This is a genomic window from Piscinibacter lacus, assembly GCF_016735685.1.
In the GTDB taxonomy this organism is placed as follows: Bacteria; Pseudomonadota; Gammaproteobacteria; order Burkholderiales; family Burkholderiaceae_C; genus Aquariibacter; species Aquariibacter lacus.
This window is the reverse complement of sequence record NZ_JAERRA010000001.1, coordinates 1,997,747-2,013,205: the sequence shown is the minus strand read 5'-3', so window position 1 is coordinate 2,013,205 and position 15,459 is coordinate 1,997,747. Positions and strand designations below refer to the sequence as shown.

Annotated in this window: 17 protein-coding genes; 8 read left to right on the top strand and 9 right to left on the bottom strand. The window is 72.2% G+C overall.

Annotation, left to right across the window (positions count from 1 at the left end):
* Positions 1-232: 232 nt before the first annotated feature.
* Together argG and JI742_RS09020 are read right to left on the bottom strand one after the other, a co-directional pair.
* Entirely contained in the window at positions 233-1,573 is a 1,341-nt protein-coding gene (argG, locus tag JI742_RS09025) for an argininosuccinate synthase (RefSeq protein WP_201825750.1), read from the bottom strand.
* A gap of 112 nt (positions 1,574-1,685) precedes the next feature.
* Positions 1,686-2,021, bottom strand: coding sequence for a YkgJ family cysteine cluster protein (locus JI742_RS09020; RefSeq protein WP_201825748.1), 336 nt, complete (start codon positions 2,019-2,021; stop codon positions 1,686-1,688).
* Positions 2,022-2,130: 109 nt separating this feature from the next.
* On the opposite strand from JI742_RS09020, the gene JI742_RS09015 reads away from it, so the two are divergent.
* Positions 2,131-3,210, top strand: coding sequence for a chorismate transformation FkbO/Hyg5 family protein (locus tag JI742_RS09015; protein ID WP_201825746.1), 1,080 nt, complete (start codon positions 2,131-2,133; stop codon positions 3,208-3,210).
* A 39-nt stretch (positions 3,211-3,249) separates the two neighbouring features.
* Here JI742_RS09015 and JI742_RS09010 read toward each other — a convergent pair whose 3' ends face one another.
* Positions 3,250-3,795, bottom strand: coding sequence for an NUDIX hydrolase (locus tag JI742_RS09010; RefSeq protein WP_201826529.1), 546 nt, complete (start codon positions 3,793-3,795; stop codon positions 3,250-3,252).
* Positions 3,796-3,867: 72 nt separating this feature from the next.
* On the opposite strand from JI742_RS09010, the gene JI742_RS09005 reads away from it, so the two are divergent.
* Positions 3,868-4,833, top strand: a complete 966-nt coding sequence (locus tag JI742_RS09005) for a purine nucleoside phosphorylase YfiH/LACC1 family protein (RefSeq protein WP_236676843.1) — start codon at positions 3,868-3,870, stop codon at positions 4,831-4,833.
* Here JI742_RS09005 and JI742_RS13895 read toward each other — a convergent pair.
* On the bottom strand, positions 4,778-5,092 hold the full coding sequence (locus tag JI742_RS13895) for a hypothetical protein (protein WP_236676842.1): 315 nt from the start codon (positions 5,090-5,092) through the stop codon (positions 4,778-4,780). The two genes, JI742_RS09005 and JI742_RS13895, sit on opposite strands and share 56 nt — an antisense overlap.
* Positions 5,093-5,351: 259 nt before the next feature.
* On the opposite strand from JI742_RS13895, the gene phaC reads away from it, so the two are divergent.
* The 3 genes from phaC to phbB all read left to right on the top strand — a co-directional run bounded on the left by phaC (position 5,352) and on the right by phbB (position 9,229).
* Entirely contained in the window at positions 5,352-7,037 is a 1,686-nt protein-coding gene (gene phaC / locus JI742_RS08995; protein WP_201825744.1) for a class I poly(R)-hydroxyalkanoic acid synthase, read from the top strand.
* A gap of 163 nt (positions 7,038-7,200) precedes the next feature.
* Positions 7,201-8,379, top strand: a complete 1,179-nt coding sequence (locus tag JI742_RS08990) for an acetyl-CoA C-acetyltransferase (protein ID WP_201825742.1) — start codon at positions 7,201-7,203, stop codon at positions 8,377-8,379.
* Between the two features lie 103 nt (positions 8,380-8,482).
* Complete coding sequence (phbB, locus tag JI742_RS08985) at positions 8,483-9,229, top strand: acetoacetyl-CoA reductase (protein WP_201825740.1); 747 nt, start codon at positions 8,483-8,485, stop codon at positions 9,227-9,229.
* Positions 9,230-9,304: 75 nt separating this feature from the next.
* Here phbB and JI742_RS08980 read toward each other — a convergent pair whose 3' ends face one another.
* Together JI742_RS08980 and lexA are read right to left on the bottom strand one after the other, a co-directional pair.
* Positions 9,305-9,547, bottom strand: a complete 243-nt coding sequence (locus JI742_RS08980; protein WP_201825738.1) for a hypothetical protein — start codon at positions 9,545-9,547, stop codon at positions 9,305-9,307.
* A gap of 29 nt (positions 9,548-9,576) precedes the next feature.
* Positions 9,577-10,257, bottom strand: coding sequence for a transcriptional repressor LexA (lexA, locus tag JI742_RS08975; protein ID WP_201825736.1), 681 nt, complete (start codon positions 10,255-10,257; stop codon positions 9,577-9,579).
* An 88-nt stretch (positions 10,258-10,345) separates the two neighbouring features.
* Here lexA and JI742_RS08970 point away from each other — a divergent pair, with 88 nt between their 5' ends.
* Entirely contained in the window at positions 10,346-11,419 is a 1,074-nt protein-coding gene (locus tag JI742_RS08970; RefSeq protein WP_201825734.1) for an asparaginase, read from the top strand.
* A gap of 12 nt (positions 11,420-11,431) precedes the next feature.
* Here the strand turns inward: JI742_RS08970 and JI742_RS08965 are convergent, their stop codons facing one another.
* Genes JI742_RS08965 through ygfZ form a run of 3 tightly spaced genes read right to left on the bottom strand, consistent with a single transcriptional unit; the run spans position 11,432 to position 13,682 of the window.
* Entirely contained in the window at positions 11,432-12,361 is a 930-nt protein-coding gene (locus JI742_RS08965; RefSeq protein WP_201825732.1) for an NRDE family protein, read from the bottom strand.
* Positions 12,352-12,675: a DUF4936 family protein gene (locus JI742_RS08960; RefSeq protein WP_201825730.1), complete on the bottom strand. Its 324-nt coding sequence runs from the start codon at positions 12,673-12,675 to the stop codon at positions 12,352-12,354. The genes JI742_RS08965 and JI742_RS08960 overlap by 10 nt, the downstream gene beginning before the upstream one ends.
* Positions 12,672-13,682 carry a CAF17-like 4Fe-4S cluster assembly/insertion protein YgfZ gene (gene ygfZ / locus JI742_RS08955; RefSeq protein WP_201825727.1) on the bottom strand — a complete coding sequence of 337 codons (1,011 nt, stop codon included), beginning with the start codon at positions 13,680-13,682 and terminating at the stop codon, positions 12,672-12,674. The genes JI742_RS08960 and ygfZ overlap by 4 nt, the downstream gene beginning before the upstream one ends.
* Before the next feature lie 20 nt (positions 13,683-13,702).
* Here ygfZ and mltG point away from each other — a divergent pair, with 20 nt between their 5' ends.
* Together mltG and tmk are read left to right on the top strand one after the other, a co-directional pair.
* The gene (gene mltG / locus JI742_RS08950; RefSeq protein WP_286184133.1) at positions 13,703-14,815 is read left to right on the top strand and encodes an endolytic transglycosylase MltG; all 1,113 of its coding nucleotides are present in this window, start codon (positions 13,703-13,705) and stop codon (positions 14,813-14,815) included.
* Complete coding sequence (tmk, locus tag JI742_RS08945; protein WP_201825725.1) at positions 14,812-15,459, top strand: dTMP kinase; 648 nt, start codon at positions 14,812-14,814, stop codon at positions 15,457-15,459. The genes mltG and tmk overlap by 4 nt, the downstream gene beginning before the upstream one ends.

Genomic DNA, 15,459 nt, shown 5'->3' with positions numbered 1-15,459 from the left:
TAGGATTAGCTGCAGGTCGTTTTGCATCTGCGCAACGAAGTGGTGTTGTTCTATCTCGGTTCGGGTGCGCTGGGCTGTGTGCACAGGCCGCTAGGGACGGCCGTGCAGTCCGCAGTCCTGCCGGGCATGCTGCCCCTGCCTGGGGCACCTTTACGGGATAGCCTTTGATGTGGGCAAAGAAAAAGGGCTGCCCGTGAGCAGCCCTTTGGCTTGGTGCGGTTTGGGGGGCGAATCAGCCCTTCTCACTCCCAATCCTCGCCAACGCCGACCCCGCCTCCCCCAAGCTCAGCAGCCCACTGCGGCTGTAAACCCCCAACTTATCCCGCGTGTCGCTGATGTCCAGGTTGCGCATGGTCAGTTGGCCGATGCGGTCGGCCGGGGTGAAGGGGGCGTTTTCCACCTTTTCCATGCTCAGGCGCTCAGGGGCGTAGGTGAGGTTGGGGCTTTCGGTGTTGAGGATGCTGTAGTCGTTGCCGCGACGCAGTTCCAGGGTGACGGTGCCGGTGACGGCGCGGGCCACCCAGCGCTGGGCGGTTTCGCGCAGCATGAGGGCTTGCGGGTCGAACCAGCGACCCTGGTAAAGCAGGCGGCCGAGCTTGCGGCCGTTTTCGCGGTATTGTTCGATCGTGTCTTCGTTGTGGATGCCGGTCACCAGGCGTTCGTAGGCGATGAAGAGCAGGGCCAGGCCGGGGGCTTCGTAGATGCCGCGGCTCTTGGCTTCGATGATGCGGTTTTCGATCTGGTCGCTCATGCCCAGGCCGTGGCGGCCGCCGATGCGGTTGGCTTCCAGCATCAGTTCGACGGCGTCGGTGTATTCCACTCCGTTCAGGGCGACGGGGCGGCCTTCTTCAAAGCGCACGCTCACGGTTTCGCGCTGGACCTCGACCTCGTCCTTCCAGAAGGCCACGCCCATGATCGGGTTGACGATGCGGATGCCCGAGTTCAAGAACTCCAGGTCCTTGGCCTCGTGGGTGGCGCCCAGCAGGTTGCTGTCGGTGGAGTAGGCCTTCTCGGCGCTCATCTTGTAGCCGAAGCCGGCCTTCGTCATGAAGGCGCTCATTTCGGCGCGGCCGCCCAGTTCGTCGATGAAGCTCTGGTCCAGCCAGGGCTTGTAGATCTTGAGCGCGGGGTTGGTCAGCAGGCCGTAGCGGTAGAAACGCTCGATGTCATTGCCCTTGAAGGTGCTGCCGTCGCCCCAGATGTTGACGTCGTCTTCCTTCATGGCGGCCACGAGCATGGTGCCGGTGACGGCGCGGCCGATGGGCGTGGTGTTGAAGTAGGTGATGCCGGCGGTGCTGATGTGGAAGGCGCCGGCTTGCAGGGCGGCGAGGCCTTCGTTGACCAGTTGCGGGCGGCAGTCGATCAGGCGGGCCTGCTCGGCGCCGTAGAGGCGGGCCTTGCGGGGGATCTCGTCGTAGTCCGGCTCGTCGGGCTGGCCGAGGTTGGCGGTGTAGGCATAGGGCTGGGCGCCCTTGAGCTTCATCCAGTGGAGCGCGGCGCTGGTGTCCAGGCCACCGGAGAAGGCGATGCCGACCTTCTGGCCGACGGGGAGGGACTGCAGGATGGAGGGCATGGCGGGCAGGCGGGGCAGGGAAGGAGCAGGCCGGCGGGCGGCGCGAAGCCGGGGATTGTCGCCGCAGCCGGGGTGGGCGACGGCGGGCGCGCGGCGCGGGGGCCGGGCGGGCTCAGGCGCCGGCGTCCAGCGGCGGCAGGCCGTGGCGGGCGCGGGCCTTCTCGCAGCCGGGGCTGCCGGGTTCCAGCTCGCGGCAGGGGCCGGGCCGCCATTCGTAGATGCCGCAGTGCGCGGCGCGGCCCACCTGGCCGACGAGGGCGGCGCAGCGGATCGGGACATGGTCGGTGCCGCGCATGCGGGCGGTGTTGCCATTGACTTCCACGGCCAGGCCGGCGGGCACGCTGCCGCCGTTTTCGTCCAGCTCGTAGACGGAGAAATCGACGCGGAAGCAGGCGCAGCAGGCGCCGCAGGCCAGGCAGGGATGGGAAGCGGGATCCGGGGTGGACATGGTCGAGCGGGGGAAGCCAGCGGGGCGCGCTGGGCGGCGGGCGCCCTCTAAACTGCCGAATCTACGCTGGCCTGCGCCGGCGCGTGCGACCGCGTTGCCCCTGAACTGCATGTCCCTCGATCCCACTGAATCCGCCGGCGCCGTGCTGGCGGGCGATGCCTTCGATGCCGCCGGTGCACCCTCTGGCGGGCTGGCCTGGCAGCGGGTGAGGGCGGGGCAGGCGCTGCCGGATGGCTGGTCGCTGGTGGCCGAGCGGCTCATCAGCCCGGTGGAAGCCGGCGATCGGGCCGAGCCGGCCCGCCTCGGCGATGGCGGATCCTGCATCGAGCGCTGGCTGCATGCCGGCCCCGTGCAGCGCGCGCAGCAGGGCTGCTGGACGACCGCCCGCTGCGCCGACGGCTGGCTGGCCACCGCCACGCTCGACGAAACCACCGAGCCCGGCGGCCTGCAGGCCGCGACCGAACGCCTCTACCGCGAGCTTTTCGGCCTGCTGGATGCCGAGGCCGCGGCCGGCCGCACCTGGCATCTGCTGAAGGTGTGGAACTACCTGGCCGACATCAATGGCAGCGACCCGGCCGACGGCCAGGACGGCCTGGAGCGCTACCGCCAGTTCAATGTCGGCCGACGCCTGGCCTATGCCCAGGCCCGCCGCAGCGCCGACGACCGCGTGCCCGCCGCCTGCGCCCTGGGCACCCACCGCGGCCCGCTGACCGTGCATGTGCTGGCCGGCCCGCAGCCGCCGGTGCCGGTGGAGAACCCGCGCCAGACCCGCGCCTACCACTACCCCAGCGACTACGGCCCGCGCAGCCCCATCTTCGCCCGCGCGGCCCTGGCCGACCTGGGCGGCGGCCGCGAGGGCCTGCTGATCTCGGGCACGGCGGCCATCGTCGGCCATGCCAGCCTGCATGCCGGCCGCGCCGACAAGCAGTCCGCAGCCCTGCTCGACAACCTCGAATCGGTCTGGCTCGCCGCGCAGATCGACGCCCGTGCCCCGCACCGCTGGGCCGACCTGGCCCTGACCCTCTACTTGCGCGACCCGGCCGACCAGCCGGCCGTCGCCGAAGCCCTGGCCCGCCGCTTCCCGGCCGACAGTCCCGCCCTGCGCGGCTCCCTTTACCTGCACGCCGACGTCTGCCGCGCCGAACTGCTGGTGGAGGTGGAGGCGCAGCAGATCACGCGGGGGGCTTGATTTCCGGCCGCTTGGCGGCGGCCCGGCTCCGGCCGGCGATCAGCGGAAATCGACGCAGTGCAGCCCGAAGCGCCCTTCGCGGCGGTCGGCGAAATAACGTTCCAGCGTGGTCCGCACGGTGCGGAAGGCCAGTTCGTCCCAGGGGATCTCGGCCTCGGTGAAGAGGCGGGCTTCCAGGGACTCGGGGCCCGGGGCGAAGTCCACGTCGCGCAGCGCGGCGCGGTAGTAGAGGTGGATCTGGCCGACGGCGACCACGTTCATCACGCTGAACAGGCCTTGCAGTTCGACGCGGGCGCCGGCTTCTTCGTCGGTCTCGCGCAGGGCACCTTCGGCGCTGGTCTCGCCGAGTTCGAGGAAGCCGGCGGGCAGGGTCCAGAAACCGAGCCGCGGCTCGATGGCGCGGCGGCAGAGCAGCACCTGCTCGCCCCAGGTCGGCACGGTGCCGACGACGTTGATCGGGTTCTCGTAATGGATGGTGTTGCAGACGGTGCAGACCGCGCGTTCGCGGTTGTCGTCAGCCGGCACGCTGTAGTCGACGGGGCTGCCGCAGGCCCTGCAATGGTGGATCCGGCGGGTGTCGATCAGCATGCGAGTCAGTGTAGCGGTGGGGTCGTGCCGGGCCGGGTCGCAAGGCGACTCGGCGATGATGGCGGCACGATGCCTGATGACGCCCTCCGCCCCATCGATGCCTGGCCGGAAGGTGCCTGGCTTCAGCCCGGCCCGACCTTTGGCCCCGCCCGCGCGCGGATGAGCACCCGGCTGGGCGGCGTGAGCCGCGGCCCCTGGGCCGGGCTGAACCTGGGCACGGCGGTGGGCGACAATCCTGCCGATGTGGCCGAGAACCGGCGGCGCTTCCTCGCCGCCCTGCGCGTCGGCGGTGCCGTGCTGCCCGAGGATGCGGCGGGCGGCGCCGGGGCTGGGCTGGCGTGCGGCGGGCCGTGGCTGCGCCAGGTGCATGGCGTGCGCGTGCTGCGCTGGGGGCGCGGCGCGGCCGGCCTGCCGCAGGCCCTGGGCCATTGGCAGCCGCAGGTCACGGTGGCGGGCGAACTGCCGCCCCTGGACTGGCAGGCCGCCCCCCAAGCTCCGACGGCCCTGCACGAGGCCGATGCCTGCCTGACGACCGAGCCCGGCCTGCCCTGCATCGTGCAGATTGCCGACTGCCTGCCGCTGCTGCTGGCCGCGCCCGACCGGCCGGCGGTGGCTGCCGTGCATGCCGGTTGGCGCGGCCTGGCCGGCGGCGTGATCGAGGCGGCGGTGGCGGCCCTGCAGGCGGTGGGCGCCGGGCCGGCGACGCGGCTTCAGGCCTGGATCGGCGCCTGCATCGGCCCCGAGGCTTTCGAGGTCGGCGCCGAGGTGCTGCCGGCCTTCGGCGCCAGCCCGGCCGAGCCGGGGCCTTTCTTTCGAGCCCGGCCGCAGCCCGGCCCGGACGGCCGCCCGCGCTGGCTGGGCGATCTGCCGGGCTTGGCACGGGCGCGCCTGCAGGCCCTGGGGCTGCGGCAGATCGAGCAGGCCGGCGCCTGCACGGTGCAGGCGCCGGAGCGCTTCTATTCCTTCCGCCGCGACGGCGTCACGGGCCGGATGGCGGCGGCGGTGTGGTGGCCGGTGGATCCTGCGGCGCGCTGACCGGCACGGCCTCCGCTCCAGCAGCCTCCGCCGCTGCGACCGGCCCGGCGGCTTGCGCCTGGGCAGCCGCTGCTTCGGCCGCCCGACGCGCCGCGCGGCGGTGCGGTGTACCGAGCAGGTACATCACCAGGGCCACCGGCCCCAGGCCGTAGAGCAGGAAGGTGACCACGCCGCCCAGCACGCTGCCGTTGGCGTGGGTGGCTTCGGCCACGGCCATCATGAGGGCGACGTAGATCCAGGCGATGGCGACGAGGTACATCGTGGGGCGCGGTGCAGGCGCTGTGTCGAGGGTGACGCAGTGTCGTCTGGGCCCCACCCGACAGGCTTGCGCAAGCCGCAAGCCCCAGCATGTCACACGCCCGATCGTGTCCCCGGGCGCCCGGTGCACCGCCGCAGCGCGATGCGCGCACCGAAATGTCATCGATGGCACTGAACATGCATTCCAATGCGCGGTGTGCGGGTTTGCCGGGGGATGTCCCTGGTGCGCCCGAGCGCCGCGTCAACGTTCCAGGAGACCCATGGACACATTCAATACCGGCCTGCCCGAGCTTCCGGGCCTGGGCGCCGCCAGCAAGGCACTCAAAGAGGGCTGGCAGCGCGCGCTGTCGGGCCTGTCCGGCATGGCGCTGGAACCGCAGGCGGTGATCGCCGCCCAGCAGCAGTACCTTCAGGACGCCACCGCCCTGTGGAACACCCTGGCCGCCGGACCGGAGGCCAAGATCGCCCCGCCCGCCGCCGACCGCCGCTTTGCCGGCGAGGCCTGGCGCGAGAACCCGGCCGCCGCGCTCGGCGCCCAGCTCTACGCCTTGAATGCCCGCACCATGCTGGCGCTGGCCGATGCGGTGCAGGGCGACGAGAAAACCCGCGAGCGGGTGCGTTTCGCGGTGCAGCAGTTCATCGACGCGAGTTCGCCCTCGAATGTGCTGGCGCTGAATCCCGAGGCCCTGCGCAAGGCGGTCGAAACCCAGGGGCAGAGCCTGTCGGCCGGCATGCAGCACCTGCTGCACGACCTGCGGCAGGGGCATCTTTCGCAGACCGACGAATCGGTCTTCGAGGTGGGCCGCAACCTGGCGACCACGCCGGGCAGCGTGGTGTTCGAAAACGCGGTCTGCCAGCTCATCGAGTACGCACCGACGACCGCCAAGGTTCGCAAGACGCCGCTGCTCATCGTTCCGCCCTGCATCAACAAGTACTACATCCTCGACCTGCAGCCCGAGAACTCCTTCGTGCGGCATGCGGTGGCGGCCGGCCACCGGGTCTTCCTGATCAGTTGGGTGAATGCCGACGAGTCGCTGGCCGAGACCACCTGGGACGACTATGTCGAGCAGGGCGTGATGGGCTGCATCGAGGCGGTGCGCTCGATCAGCAAGCAGTCGCAGATCAACACCCTGGGCTTCTGCGTCGGCGGCACGCTGCTGACCAGCGGCCTGGCCGTGTACGCGGCGCGCGGCGAAAAGCCCAGCAAGAGCCTGACGCTGCTGACCAGCTTCCTCGACTTCAGCGACACCGGCATCCTCGACCTCTTCGTCGACGAGCAGGCCGTGTCCCTGCGCGAGATGACCATCGGCAAGAAGGGCCTGCTCAAGGGCCGCGAGCTTGCGGCGACCTTCAGCTTCCTGCGGCCCAATGAGCTGGTGTGGAACTACGTCGTCGGCAATTACCTGAAGGGCGAGACGCCGCCGGCCTTCGACCTGCTGTACTGGAATTCCGACAGCACCAACCTGCCGGGGCCGATGTATTGCTGGTACCTGCGCAACACCTACCTCGAAAACAATCTGCGCGAGCCGGGCAAGACGGTGGTCTGCGGCGAGCGGGTCGACCTGCGCAAGCTCGACATGCCGGTCTTCCTGTATGCCTCGCGCGAGGACCACATCGTGCCGTGGGAGAGCGCCTACGAGAGCGTGAACCTGCTGCCCGGCCCCAAGACCTTCGTGCTCGGCGCCTCAGGCCACATCGCCGGCGTGGTGAACCCGCCGGCCAAGAAGAAGCGCAGCCACTGGACGAACGCGCAGCTCGTGCCTTCGGCCCAGGACTGGCTGGCCGCGGCCACCGAAGAGCCCGGAAGCTGGTGGACGGGCTGGCTCGACTGGCTCGACGGCCAGGCGGGCACGCTGGTCAACGCACCGGCCCAGGCCGGCAATGCCAGCTACCCCGTGATCGAGCCGGCCCCGGGCCGCTACGTGCGGGTGCGGCACGCCGCGTGAGGCCGCGCGGGGTGCCTCTGTCGGGGTTGGCGCCGAGGGACGGCGCCGCCCCGGCGCCGCACACTGCGCGGGCAGCCTTGCCGCATCCCCGATCGATCACGCCCTTCCCTGATCGCCCGATTCCTTAGCACCCCCTTTGCAAGACTCCGGAGGAGCCTGAACCATGACCGACATCGTGATCGTCGCCGCCGCCCGCACCGCCGTGGGCAAGTTTGGCGGCTCGCTGGCCAAGACGCCCGCCCCCGAGCTGGGCGCAGCCGTCATCAAGTCCCTGCTGCAGCGCACCGGCCTGGCCGGTGAGCAGATCAGCGAAGTCATCCTCGGCCAGGTGCTGACCGCAGGCAGCGGCCAGAACCCGGCCCGCCAGGCGGTGATCAAGTCCGGCCTGCCCGAAGGCGTGCCCGCCTTCACGATCAACAAGGTCTGCGGCTCGGGCCTGAAGGCCGTGATGCTGGCCGCCCAGGCCATCCGCGACGGCGACGGCGAGATCATCATCGCCGGCGGCCAGGAGAACATGTCGGCCTCGCCGCATGTGATGCCCGGCTCGCGCGACGGCCAGCGCATGGGCGACTGGAAGCTCGTCGACACCATGATCAACGACGGCCTGTGGGATGTGTACAACCAGTACCACATGGGCATCACGGCCGAGAACATCGCCAAGCAGTACGGCATCGGCCGCGACGCGCAGGACGCGCTGGCCCTGGCCAGCCAGCAGAAGGCCGCTGCCGCGCAGGAATCCGGCCGCTTCAAGGACGAGATCGTTCCGATCCTGATCCCGCAGCGCAAGGGCGATCCGCTGGTCTTTGACCAGGACGAGTTCATCAACAAGAAGACCAGCGCCGAGGTCCTGGCCGGCCTGCGTCCGGCCTTCGACAAGACCGGCTCGGTCACCGCCGGCAATGCCTCGGGCATCAACGACGGCGCGGCCGCCGTGATGGTGATGAGCGCGGCCAAGGCGGCAGCCCTGGGCCTCAAGCCGCTGGCCCGGATCGCGTCCTATGCCTCTTCGGGCCTGGACCCGAAGATCATGGGCATGGGCCCCGTGCCCGCCAGCCGCAAGGCCCTGGAGCGCGCCGGCTGGAAGGCCGCCGACCTGGACCTGCTGGAAATCAACGAAGCCTTTGCCGCCCAGGCCTGTGCCGTGCACCAGGAAATGGGTTGGGACACCAGCAAGGTCAATGTGAACGGCGGCGCCATCGCCATCGGCCATCCCATCGGCGCCTCGGGCTGCCGCGTGCTGGTCACCCTGCTGCATGAAATGCAGAAGCGCGATGCCAAGAAGGGCATCACCTCGCTGTGCATCGGCGGCGGCATGGGCGTGGCCCTGACCGTCGAGCGCTGAGCCGGCTTCCCCCAGGTTCCCGACGACGCCTCCGACCGCCTTGCCGTGGCGGTCCGGAGGCTTCCACCCCCAGGGACTCAACCCCCATCCAGGAGACAAATCAATGAGCACGAACAACGGCAAGGTGGCCTACGTCACCGGCGGCATGGGCGGCATCGGCACTTCGATCTGCCAGCGCCTGCACAAGGAAGGCTTCAAGGTCATCGCCGGCTGCGGCCCGAGCCGCGACTTCAACAAGTGGCTGGGCGAACAGGCCGCGCTGGGCTACAGCTTCTACGCCTCGGTCGGCAACGTGGCCGACTGGGACTCGACCGTCGAGGCCTTCACCAAGGTCAAGGCCGAGCACGGCACCGTTGACGTGCTGGTGAACAACGCCGGCATCACCCGCGACGGCATGTTCCGCAAGATGAGCAAGGCCGACTGGGATGCCGTGATGTCGACCAACCTCGACAGCATGTTCAACGTGACCAAGCAGGTCATCGACGGCATGCTCGACAAGGGCTGGGGCCGCATCATCAACATCAGCTCGGTCAATGGCGAGAAGGGCCAGTTCGGCCAGACCAACTACTCGGCGGCCAAGGCTGGCATGCACGGCTTCACCATGGCCCTGGCCCAGGAAGTGGCCAGCAAGGGCGTGACGGTCAACACCGTGAGCCCGGGCTACATCGCCACCGACATGGTCACCGCCATCCGCCAGGACGTGCTGGACAAGATCATCTCGGGCATCCCCGTGCGCCGCCTGGGCAAGCCGGAGGAGATCGCCTCGGTGATCGCCTGGCTGGCCGGCGAGGATGGTGGCTTCACCACCGGCGCCGACTTCTCCTGCAACGGCGGCCTGCACATGGGCTGAGGCCTTTCGGCCCCGGAAGCAAAAAGCCCGCGGCGCAAGCCGCGGGCTTTTTTCATGGTGTCCTGCTCGCAGGGCTCAGTCGCGGCGCGACAGGCTGCCGAGGGCTTCCACCGCCACCATGCCTTCAAGCGCCGCGCAGACCTGGCCGATGGTGCCGCCGATCACCGCGCGTCGCGGGTCGCGCGGATCGGTGCTGATGCGCACGGCGCGCCCGGGCGACGGCAGGGGGGCGACATGGCGTTCGCTGCGGAAGGGTGTCAGCGGCCGGCGCAGGCTGGCCGCGCGGGGCAGGGCGGGCAGGACGGGGGAGAGGTTCACGGTCGGTCCAGGGCTCATCACGGTCTTCTTCAGCTCAGCACGGTGTTGCGGATCAGGCCCACGGCCAGGCCTTCGATGGCGAAATCCCCGGATTCCGGCCCGACCCGGATGGGCTGGAAGTCCGGGTTCTCGGGCAGCAGTTCGATGCCGCCGGCCACGCGCCGCAAGCGCTTGACGGTGACCTCGTCGGCCAGCCGGGCGACGACGATCTGGCCGTCGCGGGCCTCTTGCGTGCGCTGCACGGCGAGCAGGTCGCCATCGAGGATGCCGACGTCGCGCATGCTCTGGCCGCGCACCTTGAGCAGGTAATCGGGCCGGCGGGCGAAGAGCGCGGGATCGACGCCGAGGATCTGCTCGATGTGCTCCTGCGCCATGATGGGATGACCGGCCGCGACCCGGCCGACCAGCGGCAGGCGCAGCGCGCCGCCGCGGCTGGCCAGCAGCTCGTCGGGCACGCTGGCACGGCCGGCGTGGATGGCGCGCAATGTGTCAGACTGAAGCCGAATGCCGCGCGAGGTGCCGCCGAGCAAGGTGATGACGCCCTTGCGGGCCAGGGCCTGCAGATGCTCCTCGGCGGCATTGGCCGAGCGGAAGCCGAGTTCGGCCGCGATCTCGGCGCGGGTGGGCGGGGCCCCGGTGGTCTCGATGGCGCGGCGGATCAGCGCCAGCACCTGCTGCTGCCGGTTCGTGAGCTTGGGAAGATCGTCCATCGGAGCGGTCCTTGGTCGGCAGGGCCCGGCACACCGCGCCGCGCCCAAACTGTTCATTCATCCAGTGGCTGTAGTTTCAACCAGTTCCATGGACTTGCCAAGCCCCGCCGCCTCAAGCCCCCCCGCAGATGCACGGGTCGTCGTGCTGGGCACGGGCGGCACCATCGCCGGCCTGGCGGCCCGGCCGGACGAGCATCTGGTCTATCGCGCGGCCCGGCAGGGCGTCGATGTGCTGCTCGCCGCGCTGCCCGAGCTTGAGGGCCTGGCCCTGGAGCATGAGCAGGTCGCGCAGGTCGACAGCAAGGACATGGGGGCTGCCATCTGGCAGCCGCTGCTGGCCCGATGTGCGGCCCATCTGGCGCGCCCCGAAGTCAGCGGCCTGGTGCTGACCCACGGCACCGACACGCTGGAGGAAAGCGCCTGGCTGCTGCACCGCGTGCTGGCGCCGCGCAAGCCGCTGCTGCTGACCGCCGCGATGCGGCCGGCCAGCGCACGCGGCGCCGACGGCCCCGGGCATTTGCTCGATGCCCTGCGGCTGGCGGCCGATCCGGCCGCGCCGCCCGGCGTGGCCGTGGTCTTCGGCGGCGAGCTGATGGCGCCGCGCGGCCTGCGCAAGCAGCATCCCCAGCGCCTGCTGGCCTTTGCGCCCGGCCCGCGCGGCCGCCTGGGCGATCTTTACGGCGGCCGCCTGCGCCACCCCGTGCCCCTGCTCGGCCCGCCGCCGGCCGACGAGCTTGCGCTGGGCCTGGACGCGGCTTGCCTGCCGCCCGCACCCTGGCCGCGGGTCGAGGTGCTGGCCAGCCATGCCGATGCCGATGGCGAGCTGGTCGATGCGCTCTGCGCCCACCGCCCGGCCGGGGGCCGGCCGCTGGCGGGCCTGATCGTCGCCGGCACCGGCAACGGTACCCTGCATCAGGGCCTGGCTGCCGCGCTGGCCCGGGCGCGGGCCCAGGGCTGCGTGGTCTGGCGCACGACCCGGCTGCCCGAGGGCGAGGTGATCGACCCGGAAGCGGCCGATGCCGGCTGCGAGCCGCTGGCCGATTTGGCCCGGCCCGTGGCGCCGGACGCGCCGCTGCCCTGCATTGCGCTCTCGCCCTGGCAGGCGCGGGTCGAGCTGGTGCTGCGCTTGCTGGCGCAGCAGGCCGCGCGGCGGCCGGGCTGAGGCAGATCGGCCTCAGCGGACCGGGCCCTGCGGCACCTCCTCCACCTGCGGCAGCGCAGCCGGGCCGGGCGGCCAGGGCAGGGTGATGCGCCGCTCGCGGGCCGGCGCACCGGCCTCGGCCGCATGGCTGCGCTCGATCCACAGCAGGCGGCTGCCGCCCGCCCGCCGCTCCAGCAGCAGCACCGAGGAGCTGAGCGTGCCGTAGCGCCCGTCCGGCGTGCGGATGAAGCAGGGCGAGAGCCAGCGTTCCCAGTCCGGCGACACGCCGGTCGAAGGCAGTTCGCCAGGATCGGCCGGGTGCGTGTCGGCCAGGGCGGTGAAGAGCTGCCGGGCCAGGGTCTCGGCCGCGTCGTCGTCGGTGGCCTCGGGCGGCAGGTCCTCGGCCGCCTGCCGCGGCAGGCCCGCCAGGGCCTCGGCCAAGGCCGATTTCAGCCTTCGCAGCTTGGGCCAGGGCGTGTCCAGCGCGGCATTCGACACGCCATGCACCCCCGGCCCCAGGGCTTGCAGGCCGGGCGCGAAGGCGCCGTGGCCGGCTTGCAGCGCATGCCAGCGACCGGCACCGCGGCCGGCGGGATCGAGCACGCCCAGCAGCAGGTTGTGGCCGTTGTGCGCCGCCGGCGGATGGGCGGCGGCCCAGGCCTCGGCTTCAGCACGGCTTTCCAGCCAGCCCAGCGGCAGCTCGCCGCGGCTGCGGGCCTCGGGCCGCTGCCAGGCCGGCGCGCGGACATTGGTCAGCAGGGCCAGGCGGCCTTGCGGCGAGAGCAGCATCCAGCCGCCACCCGCCTGAAGGTCGCGCCCGCCCAGCACCGGCACCGCGCCCGGTGGGCGATCGGTCCACCAGTGCAGGGCCTGGGTCGGGCGACTGCGGAACTCGTCGCGGTTGGCGGCGATGAGCAGCGGGAAGCGCGGGTGCGCATCCAGCGCCAGGCCGATCAGGCACATGGCGGCAGCGCGCGGAAGGCCTCCAGGTGCCGACCGCCCACGCCGGCCGCCGCGCAGTGCGCAGCCATCCGCGCTTCGATGGCCGCGGCCAGGGCTTCGTCCAGCCCGGCGCCGGCTCGGCGGTAAATCTCCATCCAGGTGCGCTGGCCGGCTGCCGGGTCCACCCGTTCGAGCAGCCTTGCCTCCAGCCCCGGATGGGCAGCGCAGAGCGCCGCCTGCTCGGCCAGCAGGATGGCGCGCAGCGTGTCGGCGGCCGCGTCCGGCACGCGGTAGTAGAGGTAGCGCTCGACGCCCGGCGGGGCGGCGCCGCTCATTCGGCCTCGGCCGGCAAAGGGTAGGGCAGGGGCAGCAGGCGCAGCGCCGGGCCGTCGGCCGCGCCCAGGTGCAGGCCCGGGCCGTCGAGCGCGGCGAGCTTCACCTCGACCAGCGCGCTCCAGCCCGCGCCGTCGGGCCGCGGCGCCGCCGCAGCCACCACACCGGCGGGCTGGCCGGGGTCGTCGGCCGCGAAGATCTCGGCGCCCACCGCCATCGGCGCATCGGCATCCATGCGCTGGCCGCGCCGCTTGAGCGTGCCGCGGTACTGGCTGCGGGCCACCACTTCCTGGCCCGGGTAGCAGCCCTTGCGGAAATCGACGCCGCCGACCCGCTCGTAGTTCAGCATCTGCGGCACGAAGGCTTCGACCGTCGCCGCCTGCACCGGCACCACGCCGCTGGCGACTTCCAGCCAGTCCCAGGTGTCGGCGGCCAGGGCGGGATGGGCGGCCAGCCAGGCCTCGGCGCGCGCGGTCGGGCCGATCCACAGCGCGCGCGGGCAGTCGGCCGCCAGCGGCGCCGAGCGGGCCGAGGGCAGGCGCAGCAGCCGGGCGCCGTCGTCGTCGACCGCGGCGCTGGCCCAGGCGCGGGCAGGTTGGTCGGCCGCGGCCGTCTCGCCCAGGCCGGCGTCGGCCAGCGCCCGGGCGGCCGTCGGCCCGGCAAGGCCCAGCACGGTCAGCTCGCCGCTGCCGTCACGCAGCTTGGCCTTGGCGCGCAGCACGAACATCGACAGGCGCTTGAGCGTGGCCGGCAGCAGGGTGGCTTCCAGCACCAGCCAGAGGGTGTCGGGACCCGGGCGGCAGACGAGCAGGCTGGCCAGCATCCGGCCCTTGGCCGAGCAGTAGGCGGCCAGCCGGGCCTCGCTGGCGCCGAGCCGGGCCACATCGTTGCTGAGCTGGCCGTGCAGGAAGCTCGCGGCGTCGGCGCCCTCGGCGACGATCACCGCGGTGCGGGGCAGGCGCAACACGCCGTCAGGCTGGACGGCAGCAGCAGGGGCTTGCAGGTTCATGCCCTGATTATCATGAGCCGATGATCCCGATCCGGCCGCTGCGGCCCTTCCTGCGCCGCAGCCCCCCTGCGGCCGCCCGGGGCCGCTTGCGGCGCACCGGCTTCATCGTGCTGCTGATGCTGGTGCTGCTGCCCACCCTGCTGGCCGCGCTGGCAGTGCAGGCCTGGCAGCACCGCGCGCTGCCGCTGGCGGCCGATCGCGTTGCCGTGCGCATCGAGCCCGGCCGCAGCCCGCAGCAGGTCGCGCGGGCCTGGGCCGAAGCCGGCGTCGAGCTGCCGGCCCGCCTGCTGTACGAGGGCTTCCGCTGGTCGGGCGAGGCCGGCCGCATCCGCGCCGGCAGCTATGCCATCGCGCGCGGCACCACCGGCGCCGAGCTGCTCGGCAAGATGGTGCGCGGCGAGGAGGAACTGGCCGCCGTCCGCATCGGCGAAGGCTGGACGGTGCGCCAGATGCGCGCCGCCCTGGCCGCCGCCGAGGCCCTGCGGCCCGACACCGCCGCCCTTGACGAGGCCGCGCTGATGGCCGCGCTCGGCGCGCCCGGCCAGCCGGCCGAGGGCCGCTTCTTCCCCGACACCTACACCTACAGCCGCGGCAGCGCCGACCTGGACGTGCTGCGCCGCGCCCATCGCGCCATGCAGCAGGTGCTGGCCGAGGCCTGGGCCGCCCGCGCGCCCGACCTGCCGCTGCGCAGCGCCGACGAGGCCCTGATCCTCGCCTCCATCGTCGAGAAGGAGACCGGCCAGCCCGCCGACCGCGGCCGCGTGGCCGGCGTCTTCGTCAACCGCCTGCGCATCGGCATGCGGCTGCAGACCGACCCGACGGTGATCTACGGCCTCGGCCCGGCCTTCGACGGCAACCTGCGCCGCCGCGACCTGGAAACCGACACGCCCTGGAACACCTACACCCGGGCCGGCCTGCCGCCCACGCCGATCGCGCTGCCCGGCCGCGAGGCCCTGCGCGCCGCCGTGCAGCCCGAGGCCACGCCCGCGCTCTACTTCGTCGCCCGCGGCGATGGCAGCAGCGAATTCAGCGCCGACCTCGACGCGCACAATCGCGCGGTCCGGCGCTTCCAGCTTGCGCCGGCCGCGTCGCGACCGGCTTCGCCTTCCTCCGCATCCTCCGCCCCCCCATGAGCCAGCCTGCGCCGACCGGTCTCTTCCTCAGCTTTGAAGGCATCGACGGTGCCGGCAAGTCCAGCCACATCGCCGGCATCGCCGAGCGCTTCCGCGCCGCCGGCCGCGAGGTGGTGACGACGCGCGAACCGGGCGGCACGCCGCTGGCCGAATCGCTGCGCGAGCTGGTGTTGCACCAGGCCATGGACCCGCTGACCGAGGCCCTGCTCGTCTTTGCCGCGCGGCGCGACCACTTGCAGCAGTGCATCGAGCCGGCGCTGGCGCGCGGCGCCGTCGTGCTGTCGGACCGCTACACCGATGCCACCTTCGCCTACCAGGGCGGCGGCCGGGGTTTCGACCTGGCCCTGCTGCGCACGCTGGAGGGCTGGGTGCAGGCCCGTGCCGACGCGCCGGGCCGCCTGCGCCAGCCCGACCTGACGCTGTGGTTCGACCTGGCGCCCGCGCTCGCCGCCGAGCGCCTGGCCGGCGCCCGCGCGCCCGACCGCTTCGAGGCCCTGGACCAGGCCTTCTTCACCCGCGTGCGCGAGGGCTATGCCGCACGCGCAGCGGCCGAGCCGCAGCGCTTTGCCCGCATCGAGGCCAATGCGCCGCGCGAGGCCGTCGCCGCCCAGATCGCCCGCGTGCTCGACGCACGCGGCCTCTGA

What these genes read in the sequence shown, in the direction of transcription:
- JI742_RS09015 (WP_201825746.1), top strand. Translation starts at nt 2,131, where the DNA reads ATGTCCCTCGATCCCACTGAATCCGCCGGCGCCGTGCTGGCGGGCGAT.
- JI742_RS09020 (WP_201825748.1), bottom strand. Translation starts at nt 2,021, where the DNA reads ATGTCCACCCCGGATCCCGCTTCCCATCCCTGCCTGGCCTGCGGCGCC.
- JI742_RS09005 (WP_236676843.1), top strand. Translation starts at nt 3,868, where the DNA reads ATGCCTGATGACGCCCTCCGCCCCATCGATGCCTGGCCGGAAGGTGCC.
- JI742_RS13895 (WP_236676842.1), bottom strand. Translation starts at nt 5,092, where the DNA reads ATGTACCTCGTCGCCATCGCCTGGATCTACGTCGCCCTCATGATGGCC.
- ygfZ (WP_201825727.1), bottom strand. Translation starts at nt 13,682, where the DNA reads ATGAACCTGCAAGCCCCTGCTGCTGCCGTCCAGCCTGACGGCGTGTTG.
- mltG (WP_286184133.1), top strand. Translation starts at nt 13,703, where the DNA reads ATGATCCCGATCCGGCCGCTGCGGCCCTTCCTGCGCCGCAGCCCCCCT.
- tmk (WP_201825725.1), top strand. Translation starts at nt 14,812, where the DNA reads ATGAGCCAGCCTGCGCCGACCGGTCTCTTCCTCAGCTTTGAAGGCATC.
- JI742_RS08960 (WP_201825730.1), bottom strand. Translation starts at nt 12,675, where the DNA reads ATGAGCGGCGCCGCCCCGCCGGGCGTCGAGCGCTACCTCTACTACCGC.
- JI742_RS08970 (WP_201825734.1), top strand. Translation starts at nt 10,346, where the DNA reads ATGGACTTGCCAAGCCCCGCCGCCTCAAGCCCCCCCGCAGATGCACGG.
- JI742_RS08990 (WP_201825742.1), top strand. Translation starts at nt 7,201, where the DNA reads ATGACCGACATCGTGATCGTCGCCGCCGCCCGCACCGCCGTGGGCAAG.
- lexA (WP_201825736.1), bottom strand. Translation starts at nt 10,257, where the DNA reads ATGGACGATCTTCCCAAGCTCACGAACCGGCAGCAGCAGGTGCTGGCG.
- phbB (WP_201825740.1), top strand. Translation starts at nt 8,483, where the DNA reads ATGAGCACGAACAACGGCAAGGTGGCCTACGTCACCGGCGGCATGGGC.
- JI742_RS08965 (WP_201825732.1), bottom strand. Translation starts at nt 12,361, where the DNA reads ATGTGCCTGATCGGCCTGGCGCTGGATGCGCACCCGCGCTTCCCGCTG.
- phaC (WP_201825744.1), top strand. Translation starts at nt 5,352, where the DNA reads ATGGACACATTCAATACCGGCCTGCCCGAGCTTCCGGGCCTGGGCGCC.
- argG (WP_201825750.1), bottom strand. Translation starts at nt 1,573, where the DNA reads ATGCCCTCCATCCTGCAGTCCCTCCCCGTCGGCCAGAAGGTCGGCATC.